Origin of the sequence: Streptomyces sp. MS191, assembly GCF_008042125.1 — a bacterium.
Lineage (GTDB): Bacteria > Actinomycetota > Actinomycetes > Streptomycetales > Streptomycetaceae > Streptomyces.
Map to the genome: position 1 here is coordinate 862,340 of NZ_RDBI01000040.1, position 15,711 is coordinate 878,050.

18 protein-coding genes and 1 pseudogene are annotated in these 15,711 nt (G+C 73.8%); 10 read left to right on the forward strand and 9 right to left on the reverse strand.

Going from position 1 to position 15,711, the window contains the following annotated elements:
• The 3 genes from EAO71_RS10905 to EAO71_RS10915 all read left to right on the forward strand — a co-directional run.
• Positions 1–711 (forward strand): CoA-transferase subunit beta (locus tag EAO71_RS10905; protein WP_147979224.1); only part of this gene is annotated, 711 nt, incomplete at its 5' end.
• The gene (locus tag EAO71_RS10910; protein ID WP_147977534.1) at positions 708–1,769 is read left to right on the forward strand and encodes an NAD(P)H-dependent flavin oxidoreductase; all 1,062 of its coding nucleotides are present in this window, start codon (positions 708–710) and stop codon (positions 1,767–1,769) included. The genes EAO71_RS10905 and EAO71_RS10910, both read left to right, overlap by 4 nt.
• 42 nt (positions 1,770–1,811) lie before the next feature.
• Positions 1,812–2,720, forward strand: coding sequence for a tyrosine-protein phosphatase (locus tag EAO71_RS10915; protein WP_147977535.1), 909 nt, complete (start codon positions 1,812–1,814; stop codon positions 2,718–2,720).
• Here EAO71_RS10915 and EAO71_RS10920 read toward each other — a convergent pair.
• The 6 genes from EAO71_RS10920 to EAO71_RS10950 form a co-directional block, all read right to left on the reverse strand.
• Positions 2,717–4,447 (reverse strand): DEAD/DEAH box helicase, encoded by a 1,731-nt coding sequence (locus tag EAO71_RS10920; RefSeq protein WP_147977536.1) that lies wholly within the window; start codon positions 4,445–4,447, stop codon positions 2,717–2,719. The genes EAO71_RS10915 and EAO71_RS10920 overlap by 4 nt on opposite strands.
• A gap of 91 nt (positions 4,448–4,538) precedes the next feature.
• Entirely contained in the window at positions 4,539–4,742 is a 204-nt protein-coding gene (locus EAO71_RS10925; RefSeq protein ID WP_005318814.1) for a cold-shock protein, read from the reverse strand.
• A gap of 179 nt (positions 4,743–4,921) precedes the next feature.
• On the reverse strand, positions 4,922–6,079 hold the full coding sequence (locus EAO71_RS10930) for an acetyl-CoA C-acetyltransferase (protein ID WP_147977537.1): 1,158 nt from the start codon (positions 6,077–6,079) through the stop codon (positions 4,922–4,924).
• Positions 6,080–6,098: 19 nt separating this feature from the next.
• Positions 6,099–6,713, reverse strand: a complete 615-nt coding sequence (locus tag EAO71_RS10935; RefSeq protein ID WP_147977538.1) for a TetR/AcrR family transcriptional regulator — start codon at positions 6,711–6,713, stop codon at positions 6,099–6,101.
• 234 nt (positions 6,714–6,947) lie between these two features.
• Positions 6,948–7,742 carry an SDR family oxidoreductase gene (locus tag EAO71_RS10945; RefSeq protein ID WP_147977540.1) on the reverse strand — a complete coding sequence of 265 codons (795 nt, stop codon included), beginning with the start codon at positions 7,740–7,742 and terminating at the stop codon, positions 6,948–6,950.
• Positions 7,739–8,887 (reverse strand): acyl-CoA dehydrogenase family protein, encoded by a 1,149-nt coding sequence (locus tag EAO71_RS10950; protein WP_147977541.1) that lies wholly within the window; start codon positions 8,885–8,887, stop codon positions 7,739–7,741. The genes EAO71_RS10945 and EAO71_RS10950 overlap by 4 nt, the downstream gene beginning before the upstream one ends.
• Positions 8,888–8,937: 50 nt before the next feature.
• On the opposite strand from EAO71_RS10950, the gene EAO71_RS10955 reads away from it, so the two are divergent.
• From EAO71_RS10955 to EAO71_RS37615, 4 genes are read left to right on the forward strand one after another with little or no spacing between them, the layout of a single operon-like run.
• Positions 8,938–10,086 (forward strand): acyl-CoA dehydrogenase family protein, encoded by a 1,149-nt coding sequence (locus EAO71_RS10955; RefSeq protein ID WP_147977542.1) that lies wholly within the window; start codon positions 8,938–8,940, stop codon positions 10,084–10,086.
• Positions 10,083–10,379: an acyl-CoA dehydrogenase family protein gene (locus tag EAO71_RS10960; protein ID WP_187282773.1), complete on the forward strand. Its 297-nt coding sequence runs from the start codon at positions 10,083–10,085 to the stop codon at positions 10,377–10,379. The genes EAO71_RS10955 and EAO71_RS10960 overlap by 4 nt, the downstream gene beginning before the upstream one ends.
• Positions 10,379–11,461 (forward strand): acyl-CoA dehydrogenase family protein, encoded by a 1,083-nt coding sequence (locus EAO71_RS10965; protein WP_147977544.1) that lies wholly within the window; start codon positions 10,379–10,381, stop codon positions 11,459–11,461. Before EAO71_RS10960 ends, EAO71_RS10965 begins: the two co-directional genes overlap by 1 nt.
• Positions 11,462–11,491: 30 nt before the next feature.
• Entirely contained in the window at positions 11,492–11,665 is a 174-nt protein-coding gene (locus EAO71_RS37615) for a hypothetical protein (protein ID WP_187282632.1), read from the forward strand.
• 90 nt (positions 11,666–11,755) lie between these two features.
• Here EAO71_RS37615 and EAO71_RS10970 read toward each other — a convergent pair.
• The 3 genes and pseudogenes from EAO71_RS10970 to EAO71_RS10980 all read right to left on the reverse strand — a co-directional run bounded on the left by EAO71_RS10970 (position 11,756) and on the right by EAO71_RS10980 (position 13,450).
• Positions 11,756–12,269: pseudogene (locus EAO71_RS10970) on the reverse strand (pyridoxamine 5'-phosphate oxidase family protein).
• 41 nt (positions 12,270–12,310) lie between these two features.
• Positions 12,311–12,685, reverse strand: coding sequence for a VOC family protein (locus tag EAO71_RS10975; RefSeq protein WP_147977545.1), 375 nt, complete (start codon positions 12,683–12,685; stop codon positions 12,311–12,313).
• A gap of 45 nt (positions 12,686–12,730) precedes the next feature.
• Positions 12,731–13,450, reverse strand: coding sequence for a vWA domain-containing protein (locus EAO71_RS10980; protein ID WP_147977546.1), 720 nt, complete (start codon positions 13,448–13,450; stop codon positions 12,731–12,733).
• A gap of 153 nt (positions 13,451–13,603) precedes the next feature.
• On the opposite strand from EAO71_RS10980, the gene EAO71_RS10985 reads away from it, so the two are divergent.
• From EAO71_RS10985 to EAO71_RS10995, 3 genes are all read left to right on the forward strand, one after another.
• Positions 13,604–13,939, forward strand: a complete 336-nt coding sequence (locus EAO71_RS10985; protein ID WP_147977547.1) for a hypothetical protein — start codon at positions 13,604–13,606, stop codon at positions 13,937–13,939.
• Positions 13,936–14,388 (forward strand): hypothetical protein, encoded by a 453-nt coding sequence (locus EAO71_RS10990; RefSeq protein ID WP_261992091.1) that lies wholly within the window; start codon positions 13,936–13,938, stop codon positions 14,386–14,388. Before EAO71_RS10985 ends, EAO71_RS10990 begins: the two co-directional genes overlap by 4 nt.
• Positions 14,389–14,478: 90 nt before the next feature.
• Positions 14,479–15,669: an SLC13 family permease gene (locus EAO71_RS10995; RefSeq protein WP_261992092.1), complete on the forward strand. Its 1,191-nt coding sequence runs from the start codon at positions 14,479–14,481 to the stop codon at positions 15,667–15,669.
• Positions 15,670–15,711 lie beyond the last annotated feature (42 nt).

Below are 15,711 nucleotides of genomic sequence, written 5' to 3' on the forward strand. Positions count from 1 at the left end.
GAGTACTGCGTCGTCGCGTGCGCCGAGGCCTGGCGCGACGCCGGCGAGGTGCTCGCCGCCGCCATGGCCCCCGTCTCGTCGTTCGGCGCGCGGCTCGCCCGGCGCACCTTCGCCCCCGAGCTGCTGCTGACCGACGGCGAGGCGATGCTGGTCGGCCTCGACGGGGAGGTCGAGGGCTGGCTGCCGTACCGGCGGCACCTGACCATGGTCACCGGCGGCAGACGGCACGTCATGATGGGCGCAAGCCAGATCGACCGGTACGGCAACCAGAACATCTCCTGCGTCGGCGACTGGTCCCGGCCCACCCGCCAGCTCCTCGGCGTCCGCGGCGCCCCCGTCAACACGCTGAACAACCCGGTGAGTTACTGGATCCCCCGGCACTCGCCCCGGGTCTTCGTCGAGCGCGTGGACATGGTCAGCGGAGTCGGCTACGACCGGGCCGCCGAGGCCGGGGTCACCCGCTACCACCGGATCCCCCGCGTCGTGTCCGACCTCGGCGTCTTCGACTTCGAGACCCCCGACCGCTCGATGCGGCTGGCCTCCCTGCACCCGGGCGTGACCGTGGCGCAGGTCCGGGAGGCCACCGGCTTCGCGCTGCCGGCCGGTGACGACGTCCCCTTCACCCGTGAACCGACCGCCGCGGAACTCCGGCTGATCCGGGAGGTCATCGACCCGCGGGGGCTGCGCGACCGCGAGGTGCCGGCCCGGTGACGGCCTCCTTCGACACCGCGCTCACGAGGCTCACCGGCGTCCGGTACCCGATCGTGCAGACCGGCATGGGCTGGGTCGCCGGGCCCCGGCTGGTCACCGCCTCCGCCGAGGCCGGCGCGCTCGGCATCCTCGCCTCGGCGACGATGAGCACGGAGCAGCTCCGCTCGGCGGTCCGCGAGGTGCGGTCCCGCACGGACCGGCCGTTCGGCGTGAACCTGCGCGCCGACGCGGGCGACGCCCGCGAACGGGTGCGGATCATCATCGACGAAGGGGTGCGGGTCGCCTCCTTCGCCCTCGCGCCCTCACGGGACCTGATCGCGGAGCTGAAGGACGCCGGGGTGGTCGTGATCCCCTCGATCGGGGCCCGGCGGCACGCCGAGAAGGTCGCGGCCTGGGGCGCGGACGCGGTGATCGTGCAGGGCGGCGAGGGCGGCGGGCACACCGGCGAGGTGGCGACGACCGTGCTGCTGCCGCAGGTGGTGGACGCGGTCGGCATCCCGGTCGTCGCGGCCGGCGGCTTCCACGACGGCCGCGGCCTGGTCGCCGCGCTCGCCTACGGGGCCGCGGGGATCGCCATGGGGACCCGCTTCCTCCTCACCTCCGACTCGACCGTGCCCGACGCGGTGAAGGCGCGCTACCTGGCCGCGACGGTCAAGGACGTCACGGTCACCACGGCCGTCGACGGGCTGCCGCACCGGATGCTGCGCACGGAGATGGTCGCCGCCCTGGAACGGGCGGGCCGGGTCCGGGCGCTGGCGCAGACCGTGCGCCGCGCGGCCGGGTTCCGGAAGCTGTCGGGCCTGTCGTGGCCGCGGATGATCCGCGACGGGCTCGCGATGCGTCACGGCAAGGACCTGTCCTGGAGCCAGGTCCTGCTCGCCGCGAACACCCCCGTGCTCCTGCGGGCATCCATGGTCGAGGGCCGCACCGACCTCGGCGTCATGGCCTCCGGACAGGTCGCCGGGCTGATCGAGGACCTCCCGAGCTGTGAGGAACTCGTCCAGCGGATCCTGTCCGAGGCCGCGCACGCGCTCCGCGCCCTGCCATCACCAGGGTGAACCCTCGCTCCCCCAGGGAGTCCGGCCAAGGGAGTCCGGCCCATGCCACTGTCCCGACGCGCACTGCTGAGCACCGCCGCGGCCACCGGCGCGGGAAGCCTTCTCGCCCCCGTGACGGCGGTCGCGGCGCCCCGTCCGCGGGCGGCCGTCCCGCGGCAGATCCCGCTCCAGGGCGCGGTCAACGTCCGTGACCTCGGCGGATACGTCACCTACGGAGGGGGCCGGGTCCGCAAGGGCCTGGTCTACCGGGCCGACGCCCTGTCGAAGCTCACCGACACCGACCTGACGACACTGGCCGGGCTGCGGCTGGGCCGGGTCGTGGACTTCCGGATCCCGCTGGAGGTCCGGTACGACGGGGCGGACCGGCTGCCCGCCCCGCTCACGGCGCTCTCCCGCCCGGTCACCGACAACGGGCTGTACGGGCAGCTGCTGGCCGCGATCGGCTCGCGCGACCCGGTCCGGCAGGAGGAGATGCTCGGCGGCGGACGGGCCGCCGCCTTCATGCGCGAGGTGTACCGCACCTTCGTCACGAGCCCGGACAACCGGGCGCGGTTCGCGGCGACCCTCCGCGACCTGGCGGAGCCGGGCGGCGGGCCCCTGCTCTACCACTGCACCTCGGGCAAGGACCGTACGGGCTGGACGAGTCACCTGCTGCTGACGGTCCTGGGCGTGCCGGCGAGCACGGCCCTGGGCGACTACCTCGCGTCCAACACGCTGCGGGCGGCGTACGACGCGCAGGTGCGGGAAGGGCTCGGACAGGGCGGTCTCATGCAGAACCCGGACCTGATCGTCCCGCTCCAGGAGGTGCGGACGGAGTACCTCGACGCGGCGTCGGCCGAGGTCCGCTCCGGGTACGGCGGCCTGTTGCGCTACCTGACCGTCGGCCTGGGCCTGGAGCTGCGCACACTGGCGGCGCTCCAGGCCCGGCTGGTCGACCGGGGCGTGTTCTAGACGGAACCCCGGCGGCCGCGGCCGGCACCGGCGGTGCCGCCGCTGCGGCCGCGGGAGCGCGGGGCGCCCGCGCCGGTCCCGGCGCCGGTGCGGGTGGCGGAGCCGTTGCCTCCCGTCCGGGCGGACGAGCCGCTGCCGACCGCGCGGCCGGTGGCGCCGTTGCCGGCGGTGCGGTTCCCGGAGCCACCTGCCGAGCCGGCCGTGGCCGTACGGGCGGAGCCGGCCGCGCCGCGGGCACGGCCGCCGCCGGAGCCGCCGCGGCGCGAGCGTCGGCCGCCGCCCGCCGACGGAGCGGGCTGGGCCGGCTGCGGGACCTCGATGACGACCGGTATGCCGGAAGGCTCCCGGGCACCGGTGAGGCGGGTCAGCTCGTCGTCGCTGGACTTGATCTGCGCGGTGCGGGGCGCGATGCCCGCGTTCGCCATCAGCCGGCTCATGTCCCGCTTCTGCTCGGGCAGGACGAGGGTGACGACCGAGCCGGACTCGCCGGCGCGGGCCGTGCGGCCGCCGCGGTGCAGGTAGTCCTTGTGGTCGATCGGCGGGTCGACGTTGACGACCAGGTCGAGGTCGTCGACGTGGATGCCCCGGGCCGCCACGTTCGTCGCGACCAGCACGTTGACCTGGCCGGTCTTGAACTGGTCCAGGGTGCGGTTGCGCTGCGGCTGGGAACGGCCGCCGTGCAGGCCGGAGGCCCGGACGCCGCTCGCGAGGAGCCGCTTGACGAGCCGGTCCACCGCCCGCTTGGTGTCGAGGAAGAGGATCGTCCGGCCGTCGCGGGCCGCGATCTTCAGGGTGACGGCCTTCTTGTCGGTCTCGTCGGCGATGTGGAGCAGGTGGTGCTCCATCGTGGTGACCGCGCCGGCCGAGGGGTCGACGGAGTGGACGACCGGGTCGGTGAGGAACATCTTCACCAGACGGTCGATGTTCTGGTCGAGCGTGGCGGAGAACAGCATCCGCTGGCCGTCCGGCTCGACCTGCTTGAGCAGCGCCGTGACCTGCGGCATGAAGCCCATGTCGGCCATCTGGTCGGCCTCGTCGAGGACCGTGATCGCGACCTGGTCGAGCCGGCAGTCGCCGCGCTCGATGAGGTCCTTGAGCCGGCCGGGCGTGGCGACGAGCACCTCGGCGCCGCGGCGCAGCGCGTTCGCCTGCTTGGTGATCGACAGGCCGCCGACGACGGTGGCGAGCCGCAGCTGCACGGAGGTGGCGTACGGCGCGAGGGCGTCCGTCACCTGCTGGGCGAGCTCGCGGGTGGGCACGAGGACCATGGCCAGCGGCGCCTGGGGCTCGGCGCGGCGGCCGGCGGTGCGGGCGAGCAGGGCGAGGCCGAAGGCGAGCGTCTTGCCGGAGCCGGTGYGGCCGCGGCCGAGGATGTCCCGGCCGGCGAGCGAGTTCGGCAGGGTGGCGCCCTGGATGGGGAACGGCTCGGTCACGCCCTGGGCGGCGAGCGTCTTGACGAGCGCCGCGGGCATGTCGAGGGCGTCGAAGGACTCGACGGAGGGCAGCGCGGGCGTCAGCGTCTCGGGGAGCGTGAACTCACGCGGCGGCGGGGGCGAGGCCGGGGTGCGCCCGGCGCCCTTGCCTCGGCCACGGGCGGAGCCGGTGGCGCCGGAGCCCGAGCCGCGTCGCTGGCCGGAGCCGCGCGCGGGACGGCCCGAGGCATTTCCGGACGGGGTTCCGGAGGTGGAGTCCGCGGCCCGACGGGGCCGCTTTTCGGAGCGAGTCATGGGGAAATGCCTTCCTGGCCTGAGCACAGCGCGAGCCGGGACCCGCACCTGCGCGGTGCGGGTCCCGGCTGCGAGAAACGCGGTACGGCGATCAGGCGGGGAGGATGTTCTCCGCCTGCGGGCCCTTCTGGCCCTGCGTGACGTCGAAGGTGACCTTCTGGCCTTCCTGCAGCTCACGGAAGCCGGAGGTCGCGATGTTGGAGTAGTGGGCGAAGACGTCGGCGCCGCCGCCGTCCTGCTCGATGAAGCCGAAGCCCTTTTCCGAGTTGAACCACTTCACGGTTCCAGTAGCCATGTGAATTCTCCTGAACAGGTAAGGGCCCCATCCGGAGAATGCCGGGAAAACAAAATTGCGCCTGAAGGAACATTCCCGTCAGGCGCACATAAAGTTCATGGGTACCAAAACTAGCAACACGGAGACACTAGCACGCCGTCCCGCCGTGAAGGGCGGGACAGCGACGAGCGTCACACCTCCTACAGCCGTTCGATGATCGTGACGTTGGCCTGGCCGCCGCCCTCGCACATCGTCTGGAGGCCGAACCGGCCCCCGGTGCGCTCCAGTTCGTGCAGCAGGGTGGTCATCAGCCGCACCCCGGTCGCGCCCAGCGGGTGGCCGAGGGCGATCGCCCCGCCGTTGACGTTGACGCGCTCCGGGTCGGCGCCCGTCTCCTTGAGCCAGGCCAGCACGACCGGCGCGAAGGCCTCGTTGATCTCGATCAGGTCCATGTCGTCGATCGACAGGCCGGTCTTCCGCAGGGCGTACGCGGTCGCCGGGATCGGGGCGGAGAGCATCCGGATCGGGTCCTCGCCGCGGACCGAGAGGTGGTGGATCCGGGCGCGCGGGGTCAGGCCGTGGTCGCGTACGGCGCGCTCGCCGGCCAGCAGCATCGCCGCGGCGCCGTCGGAGACCTGGGAGGAGCAGGCCGCGGTGATCGTGCCGCCCGCGACGACCGGGTTCAGTCCGGCCATCTTCTCCAGGGTGGTGTCCCGGCGCGGCCCCTCGTCCGCGGTGACGTCCCCGTACGGCACGGTCTCGCGTGCGAAGCGGCCCTCGTCGAGTGCCCGCAGCGCCCGCTGGTGCGAGCGCAGGGCGTACTCCTCCTGGTCGCGGCGGGTGATGTGCCACTTCGCGGCGATCAGTTCCGCGCCGTGGAACTGGTTGACGGGCGCGTCGCCGTACCGGGCGCGCCAGCCCTCCGAGCCGGCGTAGGGCCCTTCGGTCAGGCCCAGCGGTTCGGCCGCCTGCCGGGAGGCGAAGGCGATGGGGATCATCGACATGTTCTGCGTGCCGCCCGCGACCACCAGGTCCTGGGTGCCGGACAGGACGCCCTGGGCCGCGAAGTGGACGGCCTGCTGGGACGAGCCGCACTGGCGGTCGACGGTGACGCCGGGGACCTCCTCGGGCAGGCCGGCCGCGAGCCAGGCCGTGCGGGCGATGTCGCCGGCCTGCGGTCCGACGGTGTCGAGGCAGCCGAAGACGACGTCCTCGACCGCGGCCGGGTCGATGCCGGAGCGCCGGACGAGGGCCTTCAGCACATGGGCGCCGAGGTCCGCCGGATGGACGGCGGCGAGGCCGCCCCGGCGGCGGCCCACCGGGGTGCGTACCGCTTCGACGATGTAGGCCTCGGCCATGGCGACTCCTCCAGCTGGGTCAGGTGCGTACGGCGATCCCGTCCAGGACCATCGACAGGTACTGACGGGCGATCTCGTCCGGGCTGTGCTGTCCGCCCGGCCGGTACCAGGACGCGGCGACCCAGACGGTGTCGCGCACGAACCGGTAGGTGAGCCTGATGTCGAGGTCGGCGCGGAACACGCGGGCCTCGACCCCGCGTTCCAGCGTCCCGAGCCACGCCTTCTCGAACTTCTGCTGCGAGTCGGAGAGGTAGTGGAAGCGGGGCTGAGTGGTCAGGTGCCGGGACTCCTTCTGGTAGATGGCGACGGCGGCGTGGTGCCGGTCGATCTCCCGGAAGGACTCGGTGACGAGGGCCTCGATGGTCTCCCTGGGGCCGAGCCCGGCGGCGAGGACGGCGTCGTAGCCCTCCCACAGTTCGGTCAGGAAGGTGGAGAGGATCTCGTCGAGCATCGACTCCTTGGAATCGAAGTGGTAGTAGAGGCTGCCGGCGAGCATGCCGGCGGCGTCCGCGATCTTGCGGACGGTGGTGGCGTTGTACCCCTGGGCGGCGAACACCTCGGCCGCGGTGTCCAGGAGTTCGCGGCGGCGCTCGGGGGTCGCGGTCACCTGGGTCTTCTTCTTGGTGGTCGGCACCCGTCCATTGTGGTCCCCGGCCCCGGGACGCCGTTCACCGCGGTGCGGGGACCGGACCCGGGGCGGGTGGCGGAGGGAGCGCCGTCCGCCCGGAGGGCGGGCCCCGCGGCGCCCGGTGCGTGCGATCGCCAAGCGGAGGATCGCCCTCGTACCGGGTGCACTCGGGCGACTCCGACAACGCCGCGAGGGGCCGCAGCCGTCGTCGCGGGCCGGGCCAGATCGGCAGGACATTCCCTAGGCATGCTGGCTGCTGACGGCCACGACCTCGCCCGTCATGTAGGAGGAGTAGCCGCTGGCGAGGAAGACGATCACGTTGGCGACCTCCCAGGGCTCGGCGTAGCGGCCGAACGCCTCGCGGGCGGTGAGTTCCTCCAGGAGTTCCGCCGAGGTGACCTTGACCAGGTGCGGGTGCATCGCGAGCGAGGGCGCGACCGCGTTGACGCGGACGCCGTACGGGGCCGCCTCGACGGCCGCGCAGCGGGTGAGCGCCATGACGCCGGCCTTGGCGGCGGCGTAGTGGGCCTGGCCGGCCTGGGCGCGCCAGCCCACGACGGAGGCGTTGTTGACGATGACTCCGGGGCGGCCGGCGTCCCGGAAGCGGCGCAGGGCGGCGCGGGTGCAGCGGAAGGTGCCGTTCAGGGTGACGTCGAGGACGCGGTTCCACTGGTCGTCGGTCATCTCGGCGAGGGTGGCGGTGCCGCCGAGACCGGCGTTGTTGACGACGATGTCGAGTCCGCCGTGCAGCTGTTCGGCGGTGTCGAGGAGCGCCCGCACCTGGCTCTCGTCGGTGACGTCGCAGGGCAGGGCGGCGACGGCGCCGGCGCCGAACTCGGCGGCGAGGGCGGCCTCGGTCTCCTTGAGGCGGCGGGCGTGGGCGTCGCTGACCAGGACCCGCGCACCCTCCTCCAGGAGGCGGCGGGCGGTGGCGCCGCCGATGCCCGCCCCGGCGGCGGCGGTCACGACAGCGGTGCGGCCGGCGAGCAGGCCGTGTCCGGGGACGTAGTCGGGGGTCTTTGCGGGAGGTGTCACGGGCGCGGCTCCTTGGGGAGGCCGAGCACCCGCTCGGCGATGATGTTCCGCTGGATCTCGCTGGATCCGGCGTAGACGGTGTCGGCGCGGGAGAAGAGGAAGAGCCGCTGCCAGGGGTCGAGCCCGTGGGGGTCGCCGGCCGTGACGGTGGCGGCGGGGCCGCGGACGGCCATGGCGAGTTCGCCGAGGTCGCGGTGCCAGTGGGACCAGTAGAGCTTGGCGGCCGAGGGTTCCGTGCCGCGCAGGGCGCCTGCCCGCATGGCCTCCAGGCCGCTCCACGCGCGGACCAGCCGGTCGCGGATCAGCGGGTCGGCGAGTGCTCCGTTGCTCCGCGCGAGGGCGATCAGCGCCTCCAGTTCGCGGCGGAACCCGACCTGCTGGCCGAGGGTCGAGACGCCGCGCTCGAAGCCGAGGGTGGCCATCGCGATCCGCCAGCCGTCGCCGGGTGCGCCGACGACGTGCGCGGCGTCGGTGCGCGCTCCGTCGAAGAAGACCTCGTTGAACTCGCTGGTGCCGGTGAGCTGTGTGATCGGCCGGACGTCGACGCCCTCCTGCTCCATCGGGACCAGGAGGTAGGAGAGTCCGGCGTGGCGCCGGGAGCCGGGTTCGGTGCGGGCGAGGACGAAGCACCACTGGGACTCGTGGGCGAGGGAGGTCCAGATCTTCTGCCCGTGCACGACCCAGGCGTCGCCGTCGAGGGTCGCGCGGGTGCGGACGCCCGCGAGGTCGGAGCCGGCGCCGGGTTCGCTGTAGCCCTGGCACCAGAGTTCCGTCACGGCGCGGATCGGGGGCAGGAAGCGGGCCTTCTGCTCGGGGGTGCCGTGGGCGACGAGGGTGGGGCCGAGGAGCTGTTCGCCGATGTGGTTGACGCGGGCGGGGGCGTCGGCGAGGGCGTACTCCTCGTGGAAGGCGATCTGTTCCTCGATGCTCGCGCCGCGGCCGCCGTACTCCTCCGGCCAGCCGACGCAGGTCCAGCCGTGGGCGGCCATGTGGCGTTCCCAGGCGAGGCGTTCGGCGAAGGCCTCGTGTTCCCGGCCCGGGCCGCCGCGGCCCCGCAGCGCGGCGAACGCGCCGCCGAGGTGCTCCTCCAGCCAGTCGCGTACCTCGGTGCGGAAGTCCTCGACGCTGCTCGTGGCGCTGCCCATGGCCGTACGTTAACCTACCAAACACTTGTTAGGGAAGGAGCGGGTGTCCGATGGACCTCTCGTACACGGCCGACGAGGAGAACTTCCGGGCGGAGGCGCGCGCGTGGCTCCGCGCCCATGTGCCCGACGCTCCCCTGCCGTCCCTGGAGACCGAGGACGGCTTCGCCGCCCACCGCGCCTGGGAGGCGGAACTCGCCGCCGCCCGCTGGTCGGTGGTCTCCTGGCCGGAGCGGTACGGCGGCCGGGACGCCGGCATCTTCCGCTGGCTGGCCTTCGAGGAGGAGTACTACGCGGCCGGGGCGCCGGGCCGGGTCTCGCAGAACGGCATCAACCTGCTCGCCCCCACGCTCTTCGACCACGGCACCGAGGAGCAGCGGGCCCGCGTCCTGCCCTCGATGGCGACGGGCGAGACGGTCTGGGCCCAGGCGTGGTCCGAACCGGAGGCCGGCTCGGACCTGGCCTCGCTGACCTCCCGGGCGGTGCGGACCGACGGGGGCTGGCTGCTGTCCGGACAGAAGACCTGGTCCTCACGGGCCGCCTTCGCGGACCGGGCCTTCGGCATCTTCCGCACCGACCCGGCGGCCGACCGGCCGCACCGTGGGCTCACGTATCTGATGTTCGACCTGCGCGCGCCGGGCGTGACCGTCCGGCCCATCGGCCGCCTCGACGGGAAGCCGGCCTTCGCCGAGCTCTTCCTCGACGAGGTCTTCGTCCCCGACGCCGACGTGATCGGGGAGCCCGGCCAGGGCTGGCGGATCGCGATGTCGACGACCGGCAACGAGCGGGGCCTGATGCTGCGCTCCCCCGGCCGCTTCCTGGCGGCCGCCGACCGGCTCGTACGGCTGTGGCGGGCGACGGGCGAGGACCCGGCCGTCCGCGACCGGGTCGCCGACGCGGTGATCGGGGCACGGGCCTACCAGCTGTTCACGGCCGGCGGGGCGGCGCGCTTCGCGGCCGGCGGGACGATCGGAGCCGAGTCGAGCCTGAACAAGGTCTTCTGGTCGCGGTACGACATCGCGCTGCACGAGACCGCGCTCGACCTGCTGGGCGCCGAGGGCGAGCTGGACGGGGACGGCGAGTGGGGCGAGGGGTACGTCTTCTCGCTCGCGGGGCCGATCTACGCCGGGACCAACGAGATCCAGCGTGGCGGGCGACGGGCGAGGACCCGGCCGTCCGCGACCGGGTCGCCGACGCGGTGATCGGGGCACGGGCCTACCAGCTGTTCACGGCCGGCGGGGCGGCGCGCTTCGCGGCCGGCGGGACGATCGGAGCCGAGTCGAGCCTGAACAAGGTCTTCTGGTCGCGGTACGACATCGCGCTGCACGAGACCGCGCTCGACCTGCTGGGCGCCGAGGGCGAGCTGGACGGGGACGGCGAGTGGGGCGAGGGGTACGTCTTCTCGCTCGCGGGGCCGATCTACGCCGGGWCCAACGAGATCCAGCGCGACATCYTCGCCGAGCGGCTGCTCGGCCTTCCGAAAGGACGCCGCTGATGCCGTTCCTGCCGACCGGGGAGCAACAGGCCTTCGGCCGCTCGCTGGACGCGCTGCTGACCGCCGCGGACACCCCCGCGGTGATCCGCGCCTGGGCCGCCGGCGACCCCGCCCCCGGGCTCGCCCTGTGGACCCGGCTGGCCGCGACCGGGGTGTTCGCCCTCGCGGTCCCCGAAGCCTACGAAGGCGTGGGCCCGCTGCCCGTCGAACTGGCCCTGGCCTGCGTGGAGCTGGGCCGGCACGGTGTCCCCGGCCCGCTCGTGGAGACGGTGGCCGCCGCGGCGCTGCTGACGGAGCTGGCCCGGCTCGGCGAGGACGGCCCGGCGAAACGGCTGCTGCCGGGCCTGGCCGCGGGCGAGACGGTGGCGACGCTGGCGATGGTGCCGGGCGGCGACGCCACCGACGGTGCCTCCGACGACGGCCGCGCGCTGCCCCGCCCGTCCCCGTACGCCCTCGACGCGGACACCGCCGCCGTCACGCTGGTCGTGCGGGGCGGCGAACTGCGGCTCGCGGCCGGGCACGGGCCGGTCAGGGTGTCCGCCGATCCCGCGCGCCGGCTCGCACCGCCCCTGCCGGGCGGGGAACTGCTGGCCGCCGGTCCGGCGGTGACGGCCGCGGCCGGACGGGCGGTGGAGTGGGCGCTGCTGGCGACGGCCGCGCAGTCGCTGGGCGTCGGGCTCGCCCTGCTCGACCGTACGGTCGCGTACGCGCGGCAACGCACCCAGTTCGGCGCCGCGATCGGCTCCTTCCAGGCGGTGAAGCACCGCCTGGCGGACACGCTCATCGGGCTCGAGTTCGCCCGGCCGCTGGTCTTCGGGGCGGCGCTCACCTTCGACGGTGCCGACCTGGCCGCGGCGAAGGCGGCGGCCGGCGAGGCGGCGTACGCCGCGGCCCGCAGCGCCCTGCAGGTCCACGGCGCCGTCGGGTACACCGAGGAACTGGACCTCTCGCTCTGGCTGCGCAAGGCCCGGCCGCTGCGGGACGCCTGGGGCACACCGGCCTGGTGCCGCGCCCGGGTCCTGGCGACCACGCGGACGGGGTACGGTCCCGCCTCTCCGGCCCCCGACGATAGGTTGACGTGAGTCGATCAATACGCCAGGGGGAGGGTTCGCGTGGACGAGGACGAGATCAGACGTGCGGTGGCGCGGGGGATCAGGGACCACCAGAGGGCGCAGCCCAAGCCCAAGGGCGTCATCGACGAAGCGTCCGGCGCCACCTGCGGCTGCATCGTGATGTTCGTGGTGGCCCTGGTCGTCATCGGGATCGTCGTGGCGTACAACAGCTGAGGGCCGTCCCGACCGGGCGATCTTCGAGGACCGGGCGCCAGGGGGTGCCGTCGAGGTCCCGCCCGGCCGGCGGCGCCACGTCGTAGGCCTTCAGGGGGCGTCCACGGTCGCCGGCGCGTCGTCGTTGCCCCGCCGGATCGTGCGGACCGGCCGCCCCGGCGACCAGGTGCGGATCACCAGCTCGTCGTCCTCCACGGTGGTGCGGACGACCTCGGCCGGCTCCACCAGGAAGAGGTGGAACGGCAGCGGCGCCCCGGCGTCCGCCGCGAACCGGTCGATCGTCTCCGGGTCGGTGACCTCGGTCGCCCGCCCGGAGATCCGGACGTCGCCGCCGTCCATGTCGGTGCCGGCGCCCGGGTTGGCGAGCAGCGAGAAGCGAGGGTCGCGGCGCAGGTCGAGCGCCTTGCGCGAGTTCGGCATCATGGCGAGCCACAGCTCGTCCAGGCGGAAGTTCACCCTCCAGGCCGGTCAGGCGCGGCGAGCCGTCCTTCCGTACCGTCGCGAGGACGTGGTGGGTGTGGCGGCCGAACCGCTCCCGCACGGTGCCGGCGAGTGCCGGCTCGGCGGCGGCGAAGGCGGACCAGGTGTATCCGGTGTTTCCCATGACTCCAGGGAACACCGGATACCCGACACCTTCTGTCCGGATTACTCCGCGCGCTCGGCGGCGGAGCGCTCCACGCAGAACTCGTTGCCCTCCGGGTCGGCCAGCGTCACCCAGCCCTTGCCGTCCTCCCGCCGGTGGTCGCCGACCAGCGTCGCGCCCAGTTCCAGCAGGCGCTCGACCTCCTGGTCGCGGGTGCGGTCCTGCGGCTGGAGGTCGAGGTGGACCCGGTTCTTGGCCGACTTCCGCTCGGGCACGGTCACGAAGAGGAGGGCAGCGCCGGCCGTCTCGACAAGGGCCTCCGGGTCGCCCGGCAGGTCGTCGTCGCCGATCTTGGAGTCCAGTACCGCGGCCCAGAACGTGGCCAGCGTGTACGCGTCCGAGCAGTCGACCGTCACATGTCTCACCAAAGATGCCATGCGCTCACTCTTTCGCAGGAACACGCCCCGCGGCCAACCGAATTCTCAGGTGTGCACGATCCGCTGGGCGCGGGCCGCCGCGAGCCAGACCGGGAACTCGGCGACGAGCCGGTCGTACAGCTCCGCGTCCGCGACCGTCCGCGGATCCCTCCCCGCGTGGAAGAAGCCGGCGTTGTCCACCGGCCGCTTCGCCGGGACCGCCAGCTCGTCGAGCTTGCGCAGGAACTCGAACTGCCGGCTGTCCGGGTCGCCGAAGCCGACGAACTGCCAGAAGATCGGCAGCTTGGCCGCCTTGCACAGGTAGCGCTCGGCGGCGAGCTTGTTGATGGGGCCGCCGTCCGTCTGGAAGACCACGAGCGCCGGGGCGGTGGCACCGCTGTCCAGGTAGTGGTCGATGACCGCGTCCATGGCCAGGTGGTAGCTGGTCTTGCCCATGTGCCCGAGCCCGGCCACGATCCGGTCGATCCTGCCCCGGTGGTCGGCGAGCTCGATGTCGGTCTCGGCGTCGACGTCGGTGGAGAAGAAGACCACCGGAACCCGGCCGTCGTCGTCCAGGTGGGCCGAGAGCCCCAGCACCCGGTCGGCCAGGGCCTGGACGGTGCCGTCGCGGTAGTACGGCTTCATGGAGCCGGAGTAGTCCACCACCAGGTAGACCGCCACGCGCTGGCCGTGCAGCCCGTGCTTCTCCAGCGAGTTCCCCGCCGACTTGTAGAGGCTCACCAGCGCGGGCGCGGCCTCCTCGACCTTGCGCAGACTCAGGGCCATGGACGGCCCCCCTCCCTCGTCCCGTACGGACTGCCGAGCGTACGGGATCGCCCCCGCTCCGGGGTCCTCGGCGACGGCCGGCCGAGGACCCCGGATGGGCCCGAACGGTCTGTCATCATGGGGCTGTTCATGCCGAGGGGGAGGTCGGGAACGATGAGTGCCGGTGACTCGTACGACGAGGACGTCACCTATGCGATCACCGCGCCGGCCACGGACTTCCTGTGGGAGTTCCGTCCAGAGGGCGAGGGGCGGTACGAGGCGACCGGCACGTGCCCCCGGTGCCGGTGCGCGATGACCAAGGTGTGGCCGCTGGGCCAGTACGGCACGGTCAAGGGGAAGCTCCGGCCGCGCCGGAGGTCCGCGGACGGCGGGCCGTGGTTCACCCGGTGCACGTGCGCCTCCGCGCACGCCGACCGCCCGGCCGCCGAGAGCCACGGCTGCGGGGCCGGCCTGTGGATCGCCTTCCCGCCGAACGGCCTCCCCTCGTGAGCGAGTTCAGCACCGAGGAGCTGCGGGACGCCGACCGCCGGGCCGCCCGGATGGCCTCCCCGCCGCAGCAGCTCCAGGCCGCGGTGCAGCAGGCCGAGGGGTACCGGAACTTCCTGACGACGCTGACGGGGCTGCTCACCACGGTCTTCGTGCTCAAGGGCCAGGAGAACCTGGCCAAGCTGCCCGACGGCGCGAGGTGGACGGTGATCGGGTTGCTGAGCGGGGCGTTCCTGCTGCTCATCACGGCCTCGTGGATGACGGTCTCGGCGGTCCACGGCCGGCCGGGCGCGACGCTGCCGCTGGGCGCGGTCCAGATCCTGCGCCACGAGCGGGCCCGCGCACGGACGATCTGGCGGCTGACGGGCTGGGCCCGCTGGCTCGGCCTGGTGGGCGTGCTGGCCGTGACGGCGGCGGTCCTGGTCACCTGGCTGGCCCCGGCCGCCCCCTGACGGGCGGCGCGGGGGCGCCGCCGGGACCACGCGCCGGGACTCCGCTCCCGCCGTCGGGCCGCCGCGCGCGGGTGTGCGAATCTGTTCGCCGTGTCTCTCCTCAGGCGTCTGCATCCACTGGACTGGCTGGCGGCCGGGCTCCTCGTCCTGGGGTTGCTCTGCGTCGCCACGGGTCTGCTGCCCACCGGGCCGGCCGGGGAGGTGATGGAGCGCATCGGCCCCCTGGTGGCGTTCCTCGCCACGGTCATCGTCCTCGCGGAGCTGACCGGCAAGGCGGAGGTGTTCGACGTGGTCGCCACCTGGGTGGCCCGCACCGGGCGCGGCAGCTACCCCCTGCTCTTCCTCCTGTGCGTCCTGTTCGCCTCGGTCACCACCATCACGCTCAACCTGGACACCACGGCGGTGCTGCTCACCCCGGTGATGCTGGCGCTGGCGGGCCGGGTGGGGATCGCGGCCGTGCCGCTGGCCATGACGACGGTCTGGCTCGCGAACACGGCGAGCCTGCTGCTCCCGGTGTCGAACCTGACCAACCTGCTGGCGGCGGACCGGGTGGCGCTGACGCCCTCCGAGATGGCCGCGACGATGTGGGCGCCGCAGCTGGCCGCCATCGCCGTCACGATGGCCTGCCTGTGGGGCTTCTACTGGCGCCGGGGCCGGCGCGGGGCGCCGCGCTACGAGCCGCCGGTGCCCTCGCGCCCGGTGGACCCCGTGCTGTTCCGGGTCTGCGCGGTGGCCTGCGCGGGCTTCCTGCTGGCCCTGCTGCTCGCGGACGTGCCGCTGTGGTCGGCGTCGGCGGTGGCCGCGCTCGTCGTGGTGGTGGCCTTCGCGGTGCGCCGCCGGGAGGCGCTCCGTCTCTCGCTGGTGCCGTGGCGGCTGCTCGTCCTGGTGCCGGGCATGTTCCTGGTCGTGGAGACCGTCGACGCGCGCGGGCTGCACGACCTGCTGACGGCGGCGATGGGGTCCGACGACGGTCTCGTCGGGATGCTGCGGTCCGCCGCCGTGGGGGCGGGCGTCTCCAACGCGCTGAACAACCTCCCGGTCTATCTGGCGGGCGAGGCGGCGATCCCGGTGGAGAACAGCGACCAGCTGCTCGCGCTGCTCGTCGGCGTGAACGTGGGTCCGGTGGTCACGCCGTGGGCGTCGCTGGCCACCCTGCTGTGGTTCGAGCGGTGCCGGTGGCACGGCACGAGGATCGGGATGGGCCGCTTCCTGGGTACGGGGCTGGTACTGGCGGTGACGGGCACGCTGGCGGCGACGCTGGCCCTGGCGGCCACCGTGTAGCGGGCGCCCCTGGCGGCGCCACCGGAGCGCTTCCGGCGCCCG